General features: G+C 64.0%; 17 protein-coding genes. 11 read left to right on the top strand and 6 right to left on the bottom strand.

What is annotated here, in order from left to right; genetic code table 11:
- The 3 genes from RIF85_RS08975 to RIF85_RS08965 form a co-directional block, all read right to left on the bottom strand.
- A partial coding sequence (locus RIF85_RS08975; RefSeq protein WP_309071569.1) for an ABC transporter permease occupies window positions 1-933 on the bottom strand: 933 nt, incomplete at its 3' end.
- Between the two features lie 9 nt (window positions 934-942).
- The gene (locus tag RIF85_RS08970; protein WP_309071568.1) at window positions 943-1,941 is read right to left on the bottom strand and encodes an ABC transporter permease; all 999 of its coding nucleotides are present in this window, start codon (window positions 1,939-1,941) and stop codon (window positions 943-945) included.
- Window positions 1,942-1,976: 35 nt separating this feature from the next.
- Window positions 1,977-3,572, bottom strand: coding sequence for an ABC transporter substrate-binding protein (locus RIF85_RS08965; RefSeq protein ID WP_309071567.1), 1,596 nt, complete (start codon window positions 3,570-3,572; stop codon window positions 1,977-1,979).
- Between the two features lie 255 nt (window positions 3,573-3,827).
- On the opposite strand from RIF85_RS08965, the gene RIF85_RS08960 reads away from it, so the two are divergent.
- The 6 genes from RIF85_RS08960 to RIF85_RS08935 all read left to right on the top strand — a co-directional run bounded on the left by RIF85_RS08960 (window position 3,828) and on the right by RIF85_RS08935 (window position 10,931).
- Window positions 3,828-4,811 carry a 2-hydroxyacid dehydrogenase gene (locus RIF85_RS08960; RefSeq protein WP_309071566.1) on the top strand — a complete coding sequence of 328 codons (984 nt, stop codon included), beginning with the start codon at window positions 3,828-3,830 and terminating at the stop codon, window positions 4,809-4,811.
- Between the two features lie 111 nt (window positions 4,812-4,922).
- Entirely contained in the window at window positions 4,923-5,807 is an 885-nt protein-coding gene (locus RIF85_RS08955; protein WP_309071565.1) for a LysR family transcriptional regulator, read from the top strand.
- A 141-nt stretch (window positions 5,808-5,948) separates the two neighbouring features.
- Window positions 5,949-6,896, top strand: coding sequence for a 5-dehydro-4-deoxyglucarate dehydratase (gene kdgD / locus RIF85_RS08950; RefSeq protein WP_309071564.1), 948 nt, complete (start codon window positions 5,949-5,951; stop codon window positions 6,894-6,896).
- A gap of 34 nt (window positions 6,897-6,930) precedes the next feature.
- The gene (locus RIF85_RS08945; RefSeq protein WP_309071563.1) at window positions 6,931-8,580 is read left to right on the top strand and encodes an aldehyde dehydrogenase (NADP(+)); all 1,650 of its coding nucleotides are present in this window, start codon (window positions 6,931-6,933) and stop codon (window positions 8,578-8,580) included.
- On the top strand, window positions 8,577-9,905 hold the full coding sequence (locus RIF85_RS08940) for an enolase C-terminal domain-like protein (protein ID WP_309071562.1): 1,329 nt from the start codon (window positions 8,577-8,579) through the stop codon (window positions 9,903-9,905). Before RIF85_RS08945 ends, RIF85_RS08940 begins: the two co-directional genes overlap by 4 nt.
- 69 nt (window positions 9,906-9,974) lie before the next feature.
- Window positions 9,975-10,931, top strand: coding sequence for an AEC family transporter (locus RIF85_RS08935; RefSeq protein ID WP_309071561.1), 957 nt, complete (start codon window positions 9,975-9,977; stop codon window positions 10,929-10,931).
- Window positions 10,932-10,973: 42 nt separating this feature from the next.
- Here the strand turns inward: RIF85_RS08935 and RIF85_RS08930 are convergent, their stop codons facing one another.
- Together RIF85_RS08930 and RIF85_RS08925 are read right to left on the bottom strand one after the other, a co-directional pair.
- On the bottom strand, window positions 10,974-11,330 hold the full coding sequence (locus RIF85_RS08930; protein ID WP_309071560.1) for a VOC family protein: 357 nt from the start codon (window positions 11,328-11,330) through the stop codon (window positions 10,974-10,976).
- A gap of 30 nt (window positions 11,331-11,360) precedes the next feature.
- Window positions 11,361-11,762, bottom strand: coding sequence for a hypothetical protein (locus RIF85_RS08925; RefSeq protein WP_309071559.1), 402 nt, complete (start codon window positions 11,760-11,762; stop codon window positions 11,361-11,363).
- A gap of 75 nt (window positions 11,763-11,837) precedes the next feature.
- On the opposite strand from RIF85_RS08925, the gene RIF85_RS08920 reads away from it, so the two are divergent.
- Together RIF85_RS08920 and RIF85_RS08915 are read left to right on the top strand one after the other, a co-directional pair.
- On the top strand, window positions 11,838-12,497 hold the full coding sequence (locus RIF85_RS08920; protein WP_309071558.1) for a cyclodeaminase/cyclohydrolase family protein: 660 nt from the start codon (window positions 11,838-11,840) through the stop codon (window positions 12,495-12,497).
- Between the two features lie 667 nt (window positions 12,498-13,164).
- On the top strand, window positions 13,165-14,220 hold the full coding sequence (locus tag RIF85_RS08915; RefSeq protein WP_309071557.1) for a LacI family DNA-binding transcriptional regulator: 1,056 nt from the start codon (window positions 13,165-13,167) through the stop codon (window positions 14,218-14,220).
- Between the two features lie 37 nt (window positions 14,221-14,257).
- Here RIF85_RS08915 and RIF85_RS08910 read toward each other — a convergent pair whose 3' ends face one another.
- Window positions 14,258-15,883, bottom strand: a complete 1,626-nt coding sequence (locus RIF85_RS08910) for an FGGY-family carbohydrate kinase (protein ID WP_309071556.1) — start codon at window positions 15,881-15,883, stop codon at window positions 14,258-14,260.
- A gap of 287 nt (window positions 15,884-16,170) precedes the next feature.
- Between RIF85_RS08910 and RIF85_RS08905 the strand changes: the two genes are divergently transcribed.
- The 3 genes from RIF85_RS08905 to RIF85_RS08895 all read left to right on the top strand — a co-directional run.
- Window positions 16,171-16,902 carry an L-ribulose-5-phosphate 4-epimerase gene (locus RIF85_RS08905; RefSeq protein ID WP_309071555.1) on the top strand — a complete coding sequence of 244 codons (732 nt, stop codon included), beginning with the start codon at window positions 16,171-16,173 and terminating at the stop codon, window positions 16,900-16,902.
- The gene (gene araA, locus RIF85_RS08900; protein ID WP_309071554.1) at window positions 16,899-18,413 is read left to right on the top strand and encodes an L-arabinose isomerase; all 1,515 of its coding nucleotides are present in this window, start codon (window positions 16,899-16,901) and stop codon (window positions 18,411-18,413) included. The genes RIF85_RS08905 and araA overlap by 4 nt, the downstream gene beginning before the upstream one ends.
- Before the next feature lie 167 nt (window positions 18,414-18,580).
- Window positions 18,581-19,131: substrate-binding domain-containing protein (locus RIF85_RS08895; protein ID WP_309071553.1), on the top strand; the 551-nt coding region annotated here is incomplete at its 3' end.

Genomic DNA, 19,131 nt, shown 5'->3' with positions numbered 1-19,131 from the left:
TGCAAGCCGCCAGCGCTGTCCCGGATCGGTTGCGATGCGCAGCCAGGCGGCGAGCATGTTGGCTGCGATCGCGGTGATCACGATGGCAACGCCCGGGAAGATGGACAGCCACCAGGCCGTCTGCAGGTACTGCCGGCCCTGGGCCACCATCAGGCCCCAGCTGACATCCGGCGGTTGAATGCCGATGCCCAGGAAGGACAACGACGACTCGGCAAGCATCACGTAGCAGAACTCGAGCGTGGCCAGCGTGAGCAGGGTGGGAGTGACCACCGGAATGACGTGGCGACGGATGATCGCGTTCGGCTTTGCGCCGAAGGTCCGTGCCGCGTCGACGAAGGTTCGGCTCTGCAGCTCAGCCGATTCCGCCCGGGCGGTCCTGAGGTAGATCGGGATGCGGGTCAGCGCCAGGATCAGGACGATGTTAGCGATGGAGGGGTTGAAGACATAGAGCACGACGACGGCCAGCAGCAGCGAGGGGAAGCTCATGATCACATCGGCAATGCGCATTGAGACGTTCTCCCGCCAGCCCCGGTGATATCCCGCCCAGATACCCCACAGCGAACCGATCAGCAGGGCGACAGCCACGGCGGGAATCGCGACCAGCATGGTGGTCCTCGTCGCGACAACCAGCCGGGCCAGAACGGAACGTCCCAACGAGTCTGAGCCGAGGATGTACTCCCAACCGTTGGCCGGGACGAACGGAGCCTTGTTGGCGAACAACAGGTTCTGGCGGGTGGCCAGTTCCCCCATCAGCATCGGCCCGAAGACTGCCGTAGCCAGCACGATCAACAGGATGACGGCACCCACGGAAGCGAATTTGTCACGCAGCAGCATGCGCAGCATGCTCGGGTGGTTGTTCTTGGCGGCCGTGGGCCTGCGCTTGGCCTGCCGGCCGCCGTCGGGACCGGGCTCGGTGCGCGAAGTATCGATCATCGGATTCTCCTAGGCCTGGGCGGTCGCGGTTGGTGTTGGATCAGCGGGGGTGACCGGCTTCTCGGGTGTTCTCTTCCGCCGGAACCTCGCGCTCGCTGGGCGGACTCGAGGGTCAAGCAGCGCATAGGCCAGATCGATCAGGATGTTCAGCACGAAGATGGCGATCGCGGTCAGCAGGACCGCAGCCTGCAGGACCGCAAAGTCGCGCTGCAGGATCGAGTCGATCATCAGCTTTCCGATTCCGGGCCAGCCGAAAATGGTTTCGACGACGACGGCGCCGTTGATCAGACCGACCGTCAGGTCGCCGGCCACAGTCAAGGCCGGGGCGGCCGCGTTGCGCAGGGCATGCCGCGTGATCACCCTCTTCTGCGACGCTCCCTTGCTGCGGGCCAGTTTGATGTAGGGCTCGGACAGGGCGGAGACCATCGCGCCGCGGACTACCTGAACGAGCGCTCCGAAGGGGCGCATCATCAGCGTGGCTATCGGCAGTATCCAGGACGCCGAACTGCCGACGCCGGAGGTGGGCAACCAACCGAGGGTGATTGCGAAGATCCAGATGCCGACGATCGCCAACCAGAAGTCCGGGATCGACGCCGCGGCCATAGACACGAAGCTGGCGATACGGTCCGCTATGCCGTTGGGCTTGAGCGCTGCCCAGCTGCCGACAATGACGGCCAGGACGATGGCCAGGATCATTGTGGTCAAGGCCAGTTGGAGAGTGGCCGGGAAAGCCCGCAGCGCCATGGCGGCCGCGGACTCTCCCGTCCGGAGGGAGGTGCCGAAGTCCAGTTGCAGGACTCCGCCGAAGTAATCGACCATCTGGGCCCACAGCGGTTGGTCGAGGCCGTTTCGGGTAGCGAAGTCCTCCCGCATCTGCTCGGTTGCATTCAGCGGCAGGTACAGGCTCGCCGGGTTACCGGTCATTCTCGCCAGGGCGAAGACTCCGATGACGACGACCACCAGCGGCAGTGCACTGGAAACGATTCGTTTCCTGAGATAGGTCAGCATGGCTCCCTCTCCTATTCCACTCTTCGGATTGGGCGCTACTGAGCCGGCTTGATCTCGGCCAGTCGAAGCTCGTCGCCGGTGGACGAATTCGGCTCGTAGTTGATGTTCTCAGCCTTCCCGATCATGCCGGTCTGATGCATGATGTGCGCGAACTGGACGATCTCTTCGTTCTGGTAGGCGAAGATTTCCTCGAAGGCACTCTGGCGTTCGTCACCGGTAGCGGCGTTCGCCTCTTCGATCATGGCGTCCAACTCAGGGGTGCCGAATGCGCTTTGCGCGCCGTCGGTCTCCATGTACTGGCCCACGGTGAAGGCGGCGTCACCGGCCTGGTTGCCGTGCTGGGTCATGTGCAGGATGGCGCCTTCGTCCTCGACGAACGGACGGACCTGGTACTGCAGGTGCTGGCTGGTTTCCAGCAGCTTCAACTCGACATTGAGCCCGGCCTGGGTCAGCTGCTCCTGGAGCACCTGGCCGAGTTCCTCGATCTTCGGGAACTGTGCGTTGCGGACGATCAGGCTGATCGGTGCACTGGTGTCGACGCCGTCGGCCTTCGCTTCCTCGACCAGGGACTTCGCCTGTTCCAGATCGAACGGCCAGCCCTCAAGCCCGGTGTTGTGGCCAACGATGCCTTCGGGCACCAGCTGTGCTGCAACCTTCTCCCTGCCTGCGTACAGGCTCGCCACGATGCCTTCCTTGTCGATTGCGTAGTTGACAGCCTGACGTACCCGGATGTCGTCAAAGGGCGGCTTGTCGGTGTGCATGCGCAGCGCGACTGTTTCGTTGTTGGGGTAGGGGACGCCGAGGTCGCCGATCTGGTCCTCGGGGGCGAGGCCCATGGCGATATCTGCCTCGCCGGACGTAATCATCGCCGCGCGGACCGTGCCCTCGTCACGCCACTGGTACTCAGCCTTGGGGAAGGCGGGCTTCTCACCCCAGTAGCCGTCATACGCCGACACTGTGATCTTCTGGCCGGCCTGCCACTCGTCCAGCTTGTATGGGCCGGTGCCGATCGGCTCGCGGACCTTCTCGGTATCCGAGGTCTCACTCGGAACGACCTCCAGGAAGGAGATTCGCAGGGGCAGGATGGGGTCGGCGCCGGCGGTGGTGACCGTCAGCGTGGTGTCGTCGACAACCTCGACGGTGAGGTCGTCATCACCGAACACGTAACCCTCGACGTTGCAGCCGAGCTCTGAGTTAACGGCGCGTTCGATGGTGTGCGCAGCATCCTCGGCGGTGAAGTCGCTGCCGTCGTGGAAGGTCACGCCTTCCCGCAGCTTGAAAGTCCAGGTGGTGTCATCCTCCGAGCTCCACTCGGTGGCCAGCTTCGGCTCAAGCTCACCGGAGCTGGGGTTGCGTTCCACCAGGGGCTCGGTGATGGTGGAGCGATCGACGACGCCGGTGCTCGTCAGGTTCGATTCGCAGGGCTCCAGCGTGGGCGGCTCCTGCTGTAGGACGACCCGCAGGGTATCCGAGGCTGCATTGGCGTCTCCTTCGGCGTTGTCGGAGTTGGCCACCGCACATCCGCTCAGCAGCATGGTGCTGCCTACTGTTGCAGATGTCAGGGCGAGGGCCAGACGGCGCCTGGTTGAGCCTGTCTTGTCAGTGGACCCGAAGGTGGGTTCAAACGTCATTGTTTCCTCCGCAGGAGCGAGTGATGAATACCGGAGCGAGTGCTCGAACGTAGCCGGCAGACTCAGCATGTGATTGGCATCACGGGCCGTCAAGCAGTGATACCTATGTGAAGAGCCCCTCCACGAAGGGAAATGGACGGTGCAGGACCGCAGAACCGCACCAGTACGCGGGAAATAGGGATCCATGCCTCAGAGGTATCGATCCATCCAAATTGCGTGTTGGACCGGAATGAACGGTTTCCCTACTGTCACTGCATGACCACCGACACAGCCGAGCAGTCTGAGCATCCCCCCGCAGCCAACGGCGAGCACATCCTGCAGGTAGGGCCAGTAAACCCGACCGTTGCCTCGGCGCTCGCCGAGGAGTTTGGTGCGTTGCGCCTGCCGGATGGTCCCCAGCGCGACGCCTTTCTGGCCGACTACGCCGAGGGAATCCGCATTGCAGTGTGCTCCGGCCGCTATGGTGTGGACTCGGACCTCATGCGCAGACTTCCGAACCTCGAAGTGGTGGTGAACTTCGGCGTGGGCTACGACGCCACCGACGTCGCCCAAGCCAAGGAACGCGGCATCTCCATCAGTAATACTCCGGACGTACTGACCGAATGCGTGGCAGACACCGCCCTGGCCCTCTACCTGGACGTGTTGCGACAGACGAGCGCCGCCGACCGCTTCGTGCGAGGCGGCGGTTGGGAGTCCGGCTCGTCCTACCCACTGACGACGAGAGCCTCCGGCAAGAAGGTCGGCATTCTCGGACTGGGTCGTATCGGCAAGGCAATCGCGGCGCGACTCGAAGCCTTCGGCTGCGAAATCCACTACCACAACCGGCGACCTGTCGAGGGACTGGACTACACGTACCATCCGTCGCCCAGCGAGCTGGCCGGGGCGGTAGAGGTTCTGGTGATTGCTGCGGCGGGCGGACCAGACTCCGTAGGCCTCGTGGACGCCGAGGTCCTGGCTGAGCTGGGACAGGGTGGTTTCCTGATCAATATCGCCCGCGGAACCGTTGTCGATGAGCGGGCGCTGGTCTCCGCGCTTTCCGAAGGTCGCCTGGCAGGAGCGGGATTGGATGTGTTCGAGTCCGAACCGCATGTTCCTGCCGAACTGAGGCAACTCGAAAATGTCGTCCTGCTGCCGCATGTGGGAAGCGGTACCCGCGAGACACGTGCGGCCATGGCTGAACTGACGCTTCAGAACCTGCGCAGCTACCTGCAGGACTCAACGCTGGTCACGCCCATCTAGCCCTCGTCCGGAATAACCGTCCACAGGTATGCGGCCCGGGGAGCTGTACCCACAGCGATACGATGTTGCACGTCATAGCCTGAACGGCTCGGTCATACCTGCGAGGCATCAATGTTCACCCTGGATCAAGCTCGTAGCTTCATCGCGGTATCCGAGGAACTGCACTTCGGGCGGGCAGCGGAGCGTCTGAACATGACCCAGCCTCCACTGAGCCGGCAGATCCAGAAGCTGGAACGGAGCGTCGGCGTCGAACTTCTGGAGCGGGACAACCGAAAGGTTTCCCTCACAGCCGCGGGCCGCGCCTTCCTGGCCGAGGCCCGTAAGATCGTCGTCGCCGCAGAGCGTGCACCCAAAACTGCCCAACGCATTGCATCGGGGATGTCCGGCCAGCTTCGGGTCGGCTTCACTGCGGCTTCCGGATTCAGCATTCTGGGTTCCCTGCTGTCCGAGATTGCCGAGGGACTACCGGACGTCGACGTTGAGCTGCAGGAACTCGTCACAGGTGAGCAGGTGGCAGCCATCATCGACGGCGACCTCGACCTCGGTCTTGCGCGGCCCGCGTTCGATGAGGACATCTTCCAATCCCACCTGCTGTTCACCGAGGATCTTCAGCTCGCTGTGCCTGTGGGCCATCCCCTGGACAGATTCAATCGTTCGCTGAGAGTGGCAGACCTCAAGGGCGCCCCGCTGATCATGCACTCACCCACCAAGGCCAGTTACTTCTACGATCTCGTCGTGCGGAACGTACCCGTTGAGCATGGGAACGTTGTCCACACGGTGAGTCAGATCGTGACCATGGTGGCTCTTGTTGCCGCGGGCAGGGGAGTTGCGTTCGTGCCGGAGTCGGCCAGGATGCTCGGGATCGCCGGCGTGTCCTACCTGCGGCTGGCGGACATCGAGCCGGACGCCGTCGAACTCTATGCCATCTGGAGTAGGGAGATACGTAACCCCGCCCTCGTGAGGTTGCTCGAGATTATCCAGATGAAAGGGCAGTAGATGCTGGTGATAGCTTTCGAGCATCAATCCATACAAAAGTGGGCTTAGACACGCATCGATTGGCTTTCTACTCTGGAAGTACACCCACCAATCGAGCACCCCATCCCGCCCCGCGGCGGACTGCCCTAAGGAAGATGCACCGTGGCCCAGTACGCACCACAAGAACTTGCCCAGAAGCTCAAGGACGGATTGCTGTCCTTCCCGGTGACCGCGTTCACGCCGGAGCTGGCCTTCGACGAAGAGACCTACCGCAAGCATCTGTCGTGGCAGACCAGCTTCGACGTCGCCGGCCTGTTCGCTGCCGGTGGCACAGGCGAGGGCTTCAGCCTGACTCCGGCAGAAGCCGCGCAGGTCATCCGGGTCGCCGTCGATGAAGTCGGCGCCAAGGTCCCCGTCCTTGCCTCGGCCGGTGGCTCCACCGCGAACGCTGTACAGAACGCTCAGGATGCTGAGGCCGCCGGGGCCGAGGGCCTTCTGCTCCTTCCTCCCTACCTGACCGAATGCGATCAGGACGGTCTCCTCGCACATGTCAGCGCCGTATGCGCCGCAACGAACATTGGCGTGATCGTCTACAACCGCGCCAATGCCATCTACTCGGCGGACACCGTTGCACGGCTCGCCGAGCGGCACCCGAACTTCATCGGCTTCAAGGACGCCATCGGCGACATTGAGCACCTGACCAAGGTGTACGCCAAGAACGGCGACCGACTGTTCTACCTGGGCGGCCTGCCGACCGCTGAGACCTTTGCCCTTCCGCTGCTTCAGCTCGGAATGAGCACCTACTCGTCGGCGTTGTACAACTTCGTACCCGAGTTCGCCCTCGAGTTCTACGGTGACGTCCGCCGACAGGACCACGCAGCAGTGACCGAGAAGCTGCAGCGTTTTGTGCTCCCGTACCTGGACATTCGTGACCGCGTACGCGGTTATGGCGTTTCCATCGTCAAGGGAGGCCTCACCGTCATCGGTCGCTCGTCCGGTGGTGTGCGCCCGCCGCTGCAGGACCTGACCGAGGCAGATCTCGCAGATCTCGGCGCCCTTATCGACGCTGCGGGTATCCGACCCGCCTCTGCAGCACTTTCCAACGCCTGAAAACACGACGGTTATCGATCCGCAAGGAGCACTCATGCCTACACAGCACGCCACCCTTCAGGGCCACTCCATCATCGCCGGGGAGACATTGTCCGGGAACGGGGGAACCGTCAACGGGTTCAACCCGGCGACCAATGAAACTCTGGAGCCCGCCTACTCCCTGATCGATTCCTCCCAGCTCAAGGCCGCCACAGCCGCTGCCGAGGGAGCCTTCGATTCCTTCCGTACCCTCGAACCGGAAACGCACGGAGCCTTCCTCGACGGGATTGCCCAGCGGATCGAAGCTGCCGGTGACGAGATCGTCGACCGCGCGATGCTTGAGACCGGGTTGCCCGAGCCCCGCCTGCGCGGGGAGCTCGCCCGTACCACCGGCCAGCTGCGCCTCTTCGCTGCAGTGGTTCGTCAGGGCGATCACCGTGGTGTTCGCATCGATCCGGCGATCCCCGAACGCACTCCGATGCCGCGTGCCGACATCCGTCAGCGCAAGGTCCCCCTCGGCCCCGTCGGCGTTTTCGGTGCGAGCAACTTCCCGCTTGCCTTCTCCACCGCCGGCGGTGACACTGCTTCGGCCCTGGCCGCGGGCTGCCCCGTCGTCTTCAAAGCCCACAACGCGCACCCCGGAACCAGCGAGATCGTGGGTCGTGCAATCACCGAGGCCGTGCAGGACGCCGGACTTCACCCGGGCGTGTTCTCGTTGATCTACGGTCCCGGTTCGAGCATCGGTCAGGCGCTGGTCGCCGACCCGGCCATCAAGGCTGTTGGTTTCACTGGATCCCGGGGAGCAGGAACGGCGCTCATGGCCACCGCCGCAGCCCGTCCCGAGCCCATTCCCGTCTACGCGGAAATGAGCTCGATCAACCCGGTCATCTTCTTCGAAGGTGCGCTCCGGTCATCCGACCTCGATGAACTGGCGAAGGCTTACATCGCATCCGTGACGGGTTCCAGCGGCCAGCTGTGCACCTCGCCCGGCCTGGTCTTCGTGCCGACGGGCGACGCCGGTGACAGCTTCCTCGCCGCAGTGAATTCCGCGCTGGCGCCCTCCGCAGGACAGACCATGCTGACCCGCGGAATCGCCGATTCCTGGAACGCCGGTGTGGAGGCTCTCGGCTCCCAGGAGGGCGTCGAGCTGGTTGCACAGGGCACAAAGGGCAGCACCGAGAACGCTCCCGCGCCGGCTGTGTTCGGTACCCAGGCGGAGACCTTCCTGAACAACCCCGTGCTGCACGAGGAGATCTTCGGTGCCGCGTCGCTCGTAGTGCGTTACTCCTCCACGGAAGAGCTCGTGGCTGCGGCCAAGCGCTTGGAGGGCCAGCTGACGGCCACACTGCACCTCACTGAGGCTGATCACGAAACCGCAGCCGGCGTCCTTCCTGTGCTGGAGCGGAAGGTGGGCCGTATTCTCGTGAACGGGTGGCCCACCGGCGTCGAGGTTGGTCACGCAATGGTTCACGGCGGTCCATTCCCCGCGACCTCCGACACCCGGACTACCTCGGTCGGCACGCTGGCAATCGAGCGCTTCCTGCGCCCTGTTGCCTACCAGAACATCCCGGATGCACTGCTGCCTGCTCCTCTGCAGGAGGCGAATCCCTGGAAGCTCAACCGCCGGATCGACGGCGCCATCGAACTGGCGACAGCGGGCAGTGAAGCAGAGGGCACCGTGAAAGCGACGGGGGAGGACGCGTGACCACACAGCCGACTGTCGCCGGCGTCGAAGTTGTCCCGGTCGCCGGCCACGACTCGATGCTGCTGAATCTTTCAGGAGCGCACGGTCCCTTCTTCACCCGTAATATCGCGATCCTCACTGATTCCGACGGACGTACCGGTCTGGGCGAGGTGCCCGGCGGCGAGGCCATCCGCTCCACCATCGACGAAGCCGGCCAGTTTCTCGTGGGTAAGCCGGTGGCTCAGTTCCGCAGCCTCCTGCGTGAGGTCGCGGCACGGTTCGCCGACCGCGACGCCGGTGGTCGCGGGTTGCAGACCTTCGACCTGCGGACCACAGTGCACGCCGTCACCGCGATCGAGTCGGCACTGCTGGACCTGCACGGCCAGTTCCTCGGTGTTCCTGTGGCCGAGCTGCTCGGTGACGGGCAGCAGCGCATGGCCGTGCCGATGCTGGGCTACCTGTTCTATGTGGGCAACCCGGACCTGACGGACCTTCCATACCTGCGGGAACCGGAAGGCTCCGACGACTGGGAGCGCGTCCGCCGTGAGGAGGCCATGACCCCTGAGGCTGTGGTTCGTCTCGCCGAGGCTGCGCAGGCGCGCTACGGGTTTTCCGACTTCAAGCTCAAGGGCGGCGTCCAGGCCGGCGACCTCGAGGTGGACGCAGTCACAGCGCTCAAGGAGCGTTTCCCGGAAGCCCGCATCACCCTCGACCCGAACGGCGGTTGGCTGCTTGAGGACGCCATCCGGCTCGGGAAGCGGATGCAGGGTGTTGTTGCCTACGCTGAGGACCCCTGCGGTGCGGAGGGCAAGTTCTCCGGCCGCGAGGTGGTCGCCGAGTTCCGCCGTGCCACCGGGCTGCAGACGGCAACCAACATGATTGCAACGGACTGGCGCGAGATGGCCCATGCGGTGCGCACCAACGCCGTCGATATCCCGCTCGCCGACCCGCATTTCTGGACCATGGCGGGTTCGGTTCGCGTCGCGCAGCTGTGCCACGAGTTCGGCCTCACCTGGGGATCTCACTCGAACAACCACTTTGACATCTCGTTGGCAATGTTCACCCACGTGGGTGCGGCAGCTCCGGGCGAGATCACGGCACTGGACACGCACTGGATCTGGCAGGACGGCCAGGGGCTCACCAAGGATCCGTTGCAGATCCGGAACGGGGAGATCCGCGTCCCGGACGCTCCGGGCCTCGGCATCGAGTTGGACCGTACCCGCCTCGACGAGGCGCACGCGCTCTACCTTGAGTACGGTCTGGGTGCGCGCGACGACGCTACGTCGATGCAGTACCTCATTCCGGAGTGGACCTTCGATCCGAAGCGGCCTTGCCTGGTCCGTTAGAGGATCCGTTGAAGGCCTCGTCCTTCCGAATAGGGGGATTGTTGTGAGTTCGTAGCGTCAGGAGGGTATGTGGAGGGGGTTCTTTTCGGCTTCGGCATTGTGCTGTTGCTGATCGGCGTCGGTATTGTCGCCTCGATCCTCCTCCCTACCCGGACTGCCGCGATGCAGCAGGGACTCACCCCGGTGATCTACTACATCACCAACCCGGCGCTGATGTTCATCCTGCTTGCCGAGACTGAACTCAGCGAAGTGCTCAGCGTCTATACGCCGATCGCGCTGGTTGTGGCCGCCATAACCAGCGCGATCTATGCGTTGCTGAGCCGGTTCGCGCTTAAACGACAGGCCGCACAGACTGCAGTCGGCGCCATGGCGTCCTGTTACGTCAACGCAGGCAACATCGGCATCCCGATCGCGCTCTACGCGGTGGGTAGCTCAGCCCCGGTGGTTTCAGTGCTGCTGGCGCAACTGCTGGTCATCGCCCCGGTTTTTCTCACCATCTTCGCCTGGTGCGGCAGAAAGAGTACGACGACGGCCCCCGGTCCCGACGGGGTGACACCGACGCTGGGACGGACCGTGCTGCGATCAGTAGCTAATCCGGTGACCACCGGTACTGCTGCAGGAGCGTTGTTCGCGGCCACCTCACTGACGTTGCCGCCCATCATCTGGACACCCCTGGAAATGCTCGGCCAGGCATCCATCCCGTTGCTGCTCGTGGTCTTCGGGATGAGCCTTCGCGGGCAGAAGCCGCTGGCGCAGCGGAGCGTGCGCGCCGACGTCGTGCTGGGCAGTGTGGTGAAGCTGGCACTGATGCCGGTGATCGCCTGGTTGGTTGCCTACTACCTCTTCCGGATCGAGGGGACCGCGCTGCTCGGTGTGGTGGCCATGGCGGCCTTGCCTACAGCGCAGAACGTGTTTTTGTTCTCTGCCCAGTTCGGCCTGAAGGTGACGCTGGTTCGCGACATCATTCTGGTGAGTTCGCTGCTGGCCCTGCCCGCATCCCTTCTGGTGGCGTTACTGCTGGGTTGAGCCGACGCCGGCCGCCAGAGGGGGATACGGGCTTTCGAAGGGTCAGCCCGAACAGAGGCAGAACGGATGCCCTGCCGGATCGAGAAACACCCGGAAGGTTGTGCCGGGCTGGTGCTCGTGCCTGGTTGCACCCAGTTCGAGCACAGCGGCCTCGCCGGTGTCGAGATCGTCGACGATCACGTCCAGATGCATCTGTTGCGGTGAGCGCTGCCCGGGCCATTCCGGCGGAGAATAGTCCTCCACCTTCTGGAAGCAGATGCACTGGCCGTACTCCGCCTGGATTTCTACCCAGTCGGGCTCCTCCTTCACCTTCCAGTCGAGGAGGGCTCCATAGAACCGTGCGAGGGCGATGGGATCGGGACAATCGATGACAGTGGTGGGAAACCGTGCAATAGCCATGCTCCACACCGTACGACCCGTCGCGGACAATTAGCGTCCGGATCCGGAGCTTTTTCTTCCTGCCGGCGTTGACGGGGGAGACGGCGTTGACTCTGCACGGCGCCTCACCGACTCATCCGGCAGCGTGATCCCGGACCAGCCGACCTTCGACCGTGCCCGCGCACGCTCGATCGCTCCAGGTACGAGGGCGAGATCGGCTCCGGCCTCAAAACAGATTTGGGCTGCCAGGGGGTGTGACCAACTGCTGCTGGGCTTGCCCTCAATGGACCCCAGGTAGAAGCCTGCGACCTCCGCGAGAATCGCAGGGGTGACGCCCTCGATACGTTTCACTTCCTCCACTGCTGCAGTGAGGTCGAACGGTCTATGGGTGGCGTGGCGGATGGCGGTCCCCGCCACCCACGAAGCAACGATTCTCGGGTTCTGCGTGAGCATGGCGCCAGCATAGAACCCGGCTCCGACAGTGAACCAGCGTTTCCCGGACACGCGCGCGTAGGACAGACTTGCTCCATGGCTGATTCGGATGAGATCACAACGCAGAAGTCCACCGTCGAGGAATGGACCCGTGCCCTCGCGGAATCCATCGGCTCACCCGGCGGTGGGGCAGGCGCGGGCGTGATGCTCGCGATCGCCGCCTCGCTGACGTCCATGGTGGCCGGCTACACCGACGCCGAGACCGATCAGGAGCACCACCTCACGGAGTTGCGCACCCGCGCCCAGGACCTCAGGCAGCGGGCTCTGCAACTGGCCGACGACGACGCCGCCGCCTCCCGCGCCTTCGGGGCGGCGTTCCGGCTGGATCCTGGGGATGAACGTGACCGGGCGATTCGCGAGGCGTCACTCGGTGCAGCGCGGTCCTCGGCGACGCTCGGTGATCGTGCCATCACCGCCATCGACGACCTGGTCTGGCTCGCCAATGAGGGCAACCGCGCCTTGATCGCCGACGTCGTCGTAGCTTTCGGCGCCCTTCGCGCAGCCGTGACCGGAGCCCGCACGAACGTCAGTTTCGACCTGGCGACCCTGCGGTCGTCCGGTCTCACGCTGGAGGAAGTCCGAGACCAGCACACCGGCCTCTGGGACACCGTCGCGAGGCTCGATTCGGCCATTGAGCGAATCGACAAGTCCATGGCCGCAGTCGATGACCGGGCTGCGCCCACGGACTCGCTGTAAGCAATCCTCGGGCATAACCCATTTCTATCTTTCTGCAATTACCCGACAATTCGGGAACAAGAGCGTGATTCCGCCCAGGACTGGATTGAATACATAAAGTCGGTATGGTCTGGGTATCGAAGAGGAAAGGCGGTCATCGACGTGTCAGGTAAGTCTCCCAGGAGCGCAGGTGCGAAAAAGCAAGGAAAGACCGTCCTTGAGAAAAGAGCCCAGAAGAAGGCGAAGGCTGAGTCCAGCGAGCTGCTGTTCGTGAAGCTCCGCAAGAACCAGCGGTGACCGGAAGCCGAACATGTCCGGGCCCAGCGCTGTCCCTGCTCGCCCGGTTCCTCTCAGAGGTCGGCGTGGGAGCGCCTGACACGGACATGTCGGGCGTCCCTGCCGGCGGTCGGGCCGGATTCTGGCCTCAGCCATAATCCGGCCGCCCGGGTAATCCGGAAACTGCTGCCCGGAGATGGAACACTCCTAATTGATAGTGCTTCCCCATATGTTCATTTTCGGACGAATTTAGGAAATGTGCCTCCTTTTATGACTGGGCAGCGCATGAGAGCGTCTTTTCTTTCCGGCAGTGCACCATTCCGCATTTCATTGAATCGGCAGAGTAGGCGCTTTTCTTCATATACCGGCACTCAGGTGCGGTTCACTTGACTCATCCAGTACCGTTTCCGGTGTGACCGTTAACAAGGAGTCGACGCCGTCGTCATCTCCACACCCGAAGCCCGCCGTGCGCGCCCGCTCGGCGAACATTCGGGACGTCGCGAAGGCAGCGGGTGTCTCTCATCAGACGGTTTCCCGCGTCATCAACGGGCATCCCAGTCTGCGGGAGGGTACCCGGCAGCGTGTGCTGGACGCCATGGAGGCTCTGCAGTTCCGGCCCAACCGGGCCGCCCGCTCGCTGGTGACCAGCCGTTCCGGCATGATCGGTGTGCTGGTGACGAACGGTGCCTACTTCGGTCCGGCGTCGACCCAGGCGGCGATCGAGTCCGCCGCTGCCAGTGCTGGTTACCTCATCGATACCGCGACGCTGACCTCTCTCAACGAGAACGCCTTCAAGGAGGCCTTGGAGCGCCTGGTCGATCATGCGGTCGAAGGGCTGATCGTCCTCGCGCCGCAGGAGGCCACGCTGCGTCAGCTGGCTCACCTGCCGGTCCGGCTACCGATGGTGACCGTGCATTCGACCTCGCCCGCCGACGACCACGGGCTTTCCGTGGACCAGGTGGCCGGGGCGCGGCTTGCCACCCGGCACCTGCTGGAACTCGGGCACCGCAGGGTCGCTCACATCGCGGGCCCTGAAGGCTGGGTCGAATCAAAGGAAAGAATCCGTGGATTCCGTATTGAGATGGCGAACTGGGGCCTCGATGCATCGCGGATCGTCGCGGGGGACTGGACGTCAGACAGCGGCTTCCGGATCGGTGAGGACCTCCTCGCCAAGAACCCGCCGACAGCCGTCTTCTCCTCCAACGACCAGATGGCGCTCGGGCTCATCCACGCCTGCCGTGACAGCGGTTTCCGCGTCCCCGAGGATGTGAGCGTGGTTGGATTCGATGACGTGCCCGATGCAGCGCACTATGCGCCGCCCCTCACCACCGTCCGCCAGGATTTCGCCGAGCTGGGACGACGCTGCGTCGCGCACCTTCTCACCCAGTTAGGGGTTCCGGTCCAGGATCCCTCCCGGACGGTGGTGCCCGAACTCATCGTCCGCAGGTCAGCGGCCGCACCCCGGTAGAACGCCTCAAGACGGCCACCGTGATGCTGGTCCGCGTTCATTCCACGGGCAGGGCGCTGATTGCGGCGCGTTCGACCTGAAGGCCTCGGTGGTAGCGGTCGAGGTAGGTGGCGAAGCCGTCGACGTCGGCCGGGTCAGGCTCAGTTGTTTCGAATTCCGCGCCGCCGAATACGTGCTTGCGCAGGTAGGCGTCCAGGTCGAGCTCGTTGCCGGCGGCGTTGGCCGAGGCGTACGAAGCCAGTACCGCGATGCCCCAGGGCCCTCCTTCGGACGCGGTCGCCGCGACGGAGACGGGTGCGGCGAGAGCGCCGGAGAGGAAGCGCTGCGCCACGCCTGCCGTGCGGAACATGCCTCCGTGTGCAAACATCTGATCCAGCTCGACGCCTTCACCCGCCAGGACGCGCATGCCCAGGGCGAGGGTGCCGAAGACTCCATAGAGCTGGGCGCGCATGAAATTGCCAAGGGTGAAATCGCTGTCAGGGGTGCGTAGGAACAACGGCCGGCCCTCAGAGAGTTCAGCAATCGGCTCCCCGGCGAGGTGATTGTAGGCGAGCAGGCCGCCGGCGTTCGGAGCGCCGTCGAGCGCTTCACGGAAGAGTGTATTGAAGACATCATCCGGCTCCAGGGCAGCCCCGGACGCGGACACCGCACCGGAAGCCGCCGCGAAGCGGGAGAAGAGTCCCACCCATGCGGCGAGCTCGCTGGCACCGTTGTTGCAGTGCACCATGGCCACCGGATCGCCGGAAGGAGTTGTTACCAGATCCAGTTCGTGGTGCACCTGCTGGAGTGGACGTTCGAGTACCACCATCGCGAAGATGCTTGTGCCGGCGCTGACGTTCCCGGTGCGGGGAGCAACCGAGCAGGTTGCCACCATTCCGGTACCGGCGTCACCCTCCGGCGGGCAGAGCAGTGCACCGGGCTGGAGGGTGCCCGTGGGGTCCAGAAGTGCGGCTCCTTCAGCTGTGAGCTCGCCTGCAGGCTGTCCTGCCACCAGTACGTCGGGAAGGAGTTCGGAAAGGGTCAGACCGGGGGCTGTTTGGGGTGCCAGGCTGTCATAGCGCGCCAGCAGTTCGGCGTCGTAGTTGTTGGTGCGGGAGTCGATGGGGAACATTCCGGAGGCATCGCCCACGCCAAGAACCTTCCGCCCGGTCAACTCGCGGTGCACATAGCCGGCGAGAGTCGTGATGGAGCGAATCTCCGACACGTGCGGTTCACCGTCCAGTACTGCCTGATGCAGGTGTGCAATAGACCACCGCAGGGGAATGTTGACCCCGAAGAGTTTGGTGAGTTCGGCTGCGGCCGGTCCGGTGTTGGTGTTGCGCCAGGTGCGGAAGGGGACGAGGAGTTTGTCCGCATCGTCGAAGGCCAGATAGCCGTGCATCATTGCCGAGACGCCGATGGCGCCCAGGTTCTCCAGCCGTGTGCCGTAACGGCGTTCGACGTCGGCGAGCAGGTCCGCGTAGGCCGCCTGGATACCCGTCCACACGTCTTCCAGGGAGTAGGTCCAGAGGCGGTCGACCAGCTTGTTTTCCCAGTCGTGGCTGCCTACAGCCAGAACAGTCGAAGGATCCTCGCCGACCAGGCACGCCTTGATGCGTGTCGATCCGAGCTCGATTCCGAGGCAGGCACGGCCCGCGGCAATTACGTCCTTGGGGTCAGTCATGAACAGAATCTCCTTCGATTGAACACGCATGCTCAGACGCATGCCTGCAGGAAACCAACTGGGTGGGGGCCTATCGGTTCAGGACCAACCGCAACGATACGGACTGTCTGATCCTGGGTTGCTTGACACCAAACGCTGGGTCCAGCATATAGTGTGAACGGTCACATCGGGTAGTTCCCAATGCAGGGTGCTGGGAAGGTTGGCAGCTTCCGTCGTGGCGACAAGGACGCGAAGCGGTACCCAAGGAACTCCACCGGACCGCCTACCCGAAAGCGATGGTCGAACGCATGACTAGCACCACTGAGTCCTTCACTGATCGTGAACTGGACGCCATCAACGCCGTTCGGCGGGATGTGGCCAAGCTGCACGCCGAACTGGTCCGGTACAACCTCGTTGTGTGGACCGGCGGCAATGTCTCCGGGCGCGTGCCGGGAATGGACCTCTTCGTCATCAAGCCCAGCGGCGTCGACTACGACGAGCTGACACCGGAGAACCAGATCCTCTGCGATCTTGAAGGCAACGTCATCGCGGGATCGCCGGGCTCCGAGCGGTCACCCTCCAGCGACACCGCAGCGCATGCCTACGTCTACCGCAACATGCCGCGGGTAGGCGGAGTGGTGCACACGCACTCCACCTATGCCACCGCGTGGGCCGCCCGCGGCGAGTCCATCCCATGCGTCATCACGGCCATGGCCGATGAGTTCGGTGGGGAAATCCCGGTGGGCCCCTTCGCGATCATCGGAGATGACTCGATCGGCCGGGGAATCGTCGAGACTCTCACCGGCCACCGCTCCCGGGCGGTCCTGATGCAGAACCACGGACCGTTCACCATCGGCAAGGATGCCCGTGACGCCGTCAAGGCAGCCGTGATGCTCGAGGATGTCGCCCGGACCATTCACATCTCCCGCCAGTTGGGAGACCCGTTGCCCATCGAACAGCGCCACATCGAATCCCTTTTTGACCGCTATCAGAACGTTTACGGGCAGTCGACGCCCGCAGGAACCGGAGCCGCACTGTGACTACCCTGAAGACCTCCCTCGATGAATACGAGATCTGGTTCCTGACCGGCAGCCAGGACCTCTACGGCGACGAGACACTCCGCCAGGTCGCGGACCAGTCCCAGCAGATCGTGAAAATGATCGAGGACTCCGATGTCCCGGTCAAGGTCGTGTGGAAGCCCACGCTGAAAGACTCGGGGTCCATCCGGCGGATGGCGCTTGAGGCGAACGCCAGTGACAACACCATCGGCGTCATTGCGTGGATGCACACCTTCAGCCCCGCCAAGATGTGGATCGCCGGGCTCGACACCCTGCGCAAGCCCCTGCTGCACCTGCACACGCAGATCAACGTCGAACTGCCCTGGGCCGACATCGATTTCGACTTTATGAACCTGAACCAGGCCGCCCACGGCGACCGCGAGTTCGGTTACATCCAGACACGGCTCTCCGTGGCGCGGAAGACCGTCGTCGGACACGTCTCCAACCCGGCCGTGACCGCGCAGATCGCTACCTGGTCCCGTGCTGCGGCGGGCTGGGCTGCCGTGCACGAGCTCAAGGTCGCCCGTTTCGGTGACAACATGCGCAACGTCGCCGTCACCGAGGGCGACAAGACTGAGGCGGAACTGCGCTTCGGGACCTCCATCAACACGTGGGGCGTCAATGAGCTGGTCGACGTCGTCGAGGCGCAGCAGGACTCCGACATCGACGCGTTGGTGGAGGAGTATGAGGCGGCCTACGACGTCGTGCCCGAACTCCGGCGCGGAGGCGACCGTCACGAATCCCTCCGGTACGGGGCGCGGCAGGAACTGGCGCTGAAGTCGTTCCTCGAGGGCGGCTCGTTCGGAGCCTTCACGACGACGTTCGAAGACCTCGGCGGCCTGCGCCAACTCCCGGGACTCGCGGTCCAGCGCCTCATGGCCGCCGGTTACGGCTTCGGTGCAGAGGGTGACTGGAAGACTGCGGTGCTGGTCCGCGCGGCCAAGGTGATGGGCGCGGGTCTTCCCGGCGGCGCATCGTTGATGGAGGACTACACCTACCATCTGGTGCCTGGGGAGGAGAAGATCCTCGGCGCCCACATGCTGGAGATCTGTCCCACCCTGACCACCTCGAAGCCCACCCTTGAGGTTCACCCTCTGGGGATCGGCGGCAAGGAAGACCCCGTACGGCTGGTGTTCGACACCGACCCCGGGGACGCTGTCGTCGTCGCCATGTCCGACATGCGCGACCGCTTCCGTCTCACGGCCAACGCCGTCGAGGTTGTCCTGCCCGATGCGCCCCTGCCGAACCTGCCGGTGGCCCGTGCCGTCTGGAAGCCCCAGCCGGATCTGGCAACATCCGCGGCGGCATGGCTGAGCGCGGGAGCTGCTCATCACACCGTGATGAGCACTGCCGTCGGGCTCGATGTCTTCGAGGACTTCGCAGAAATCGCCGGCACTGAACTGCTGCGCATCGACAGTACGACGACGCTGCGTGAGTTCCAGCGCGAGCTGCGGTGGAACGCTGCGTACTACCGCCTGGCTCAGAAGCTCTAGTAACAGCAGGATAACGATCGTGATCGGTCATTCCCAGCGCAGCCGTGACGGCCTATTGTTGCGCTAGCTGTGACCGCTCACATAGCCATTCAGTACTGCGGGGACCGTCCGTCCCCGTGGATGCAAGGATCTTCCGGGCACCGGTGCCCGGCAAGGGAAGGAACAACATGAAGAAGAACATGCTTATGGGAGTGGCTGCGGCCAGTGCCTTGGCGCTATCCCTCTCGGCCTGCGGCGGCGGCAGCCGCGGCGGTGGTGGCGAAGCCGCCGAGGAAGGATCCAACGAGGGTGCACGGATCGGCGTTGCCATGCCGACCCAGCAGTCTGAACGCTGGATCGCCGACGGCGAGAACATCAAGACCAAGCTCGAGGAACTGGGCTACGAGGTCGACCTGCAGTTCGCCAATGACGACATTCCCACCCAGGTGTCGCAGATCGAGAACATGATCAACGGCGGCGCCAAGGCGCTCGTGATCGCTTCCATCGACGGAACCACGCTGACCAGCGTGCTGGATACCGCCGAAAGCCAGGACATCCCGGTCATCGCGTACGACCGTCTCATCAACGGCTCGGAAACTGTCGACTACTACACCACCTTCGACAACTTCGAGGTGGGCGTGCAGCAGGCAACCTCGCTGCTGATCGGCCTCGGCGTGCTGGACGAGAACGGTGAGGAAACCGGCGAGGAAGGCCCGTTCGACGTCGAGCTGTTCGCGGG

The sequence above is a fragment of the Arthrobacter sp. genome (assembly GCF_031179385.1).
In the GTDB taxonomy this organism is placed as follows: domain Bacteria; phylum Actinomycetota; class Actinomycetes; order Actinomycetales; family Micrococcaceae; genus Arthrobacter_D.
This window is presented reverse-complemented; position numbering and strand designations above follow the sequence as displayed.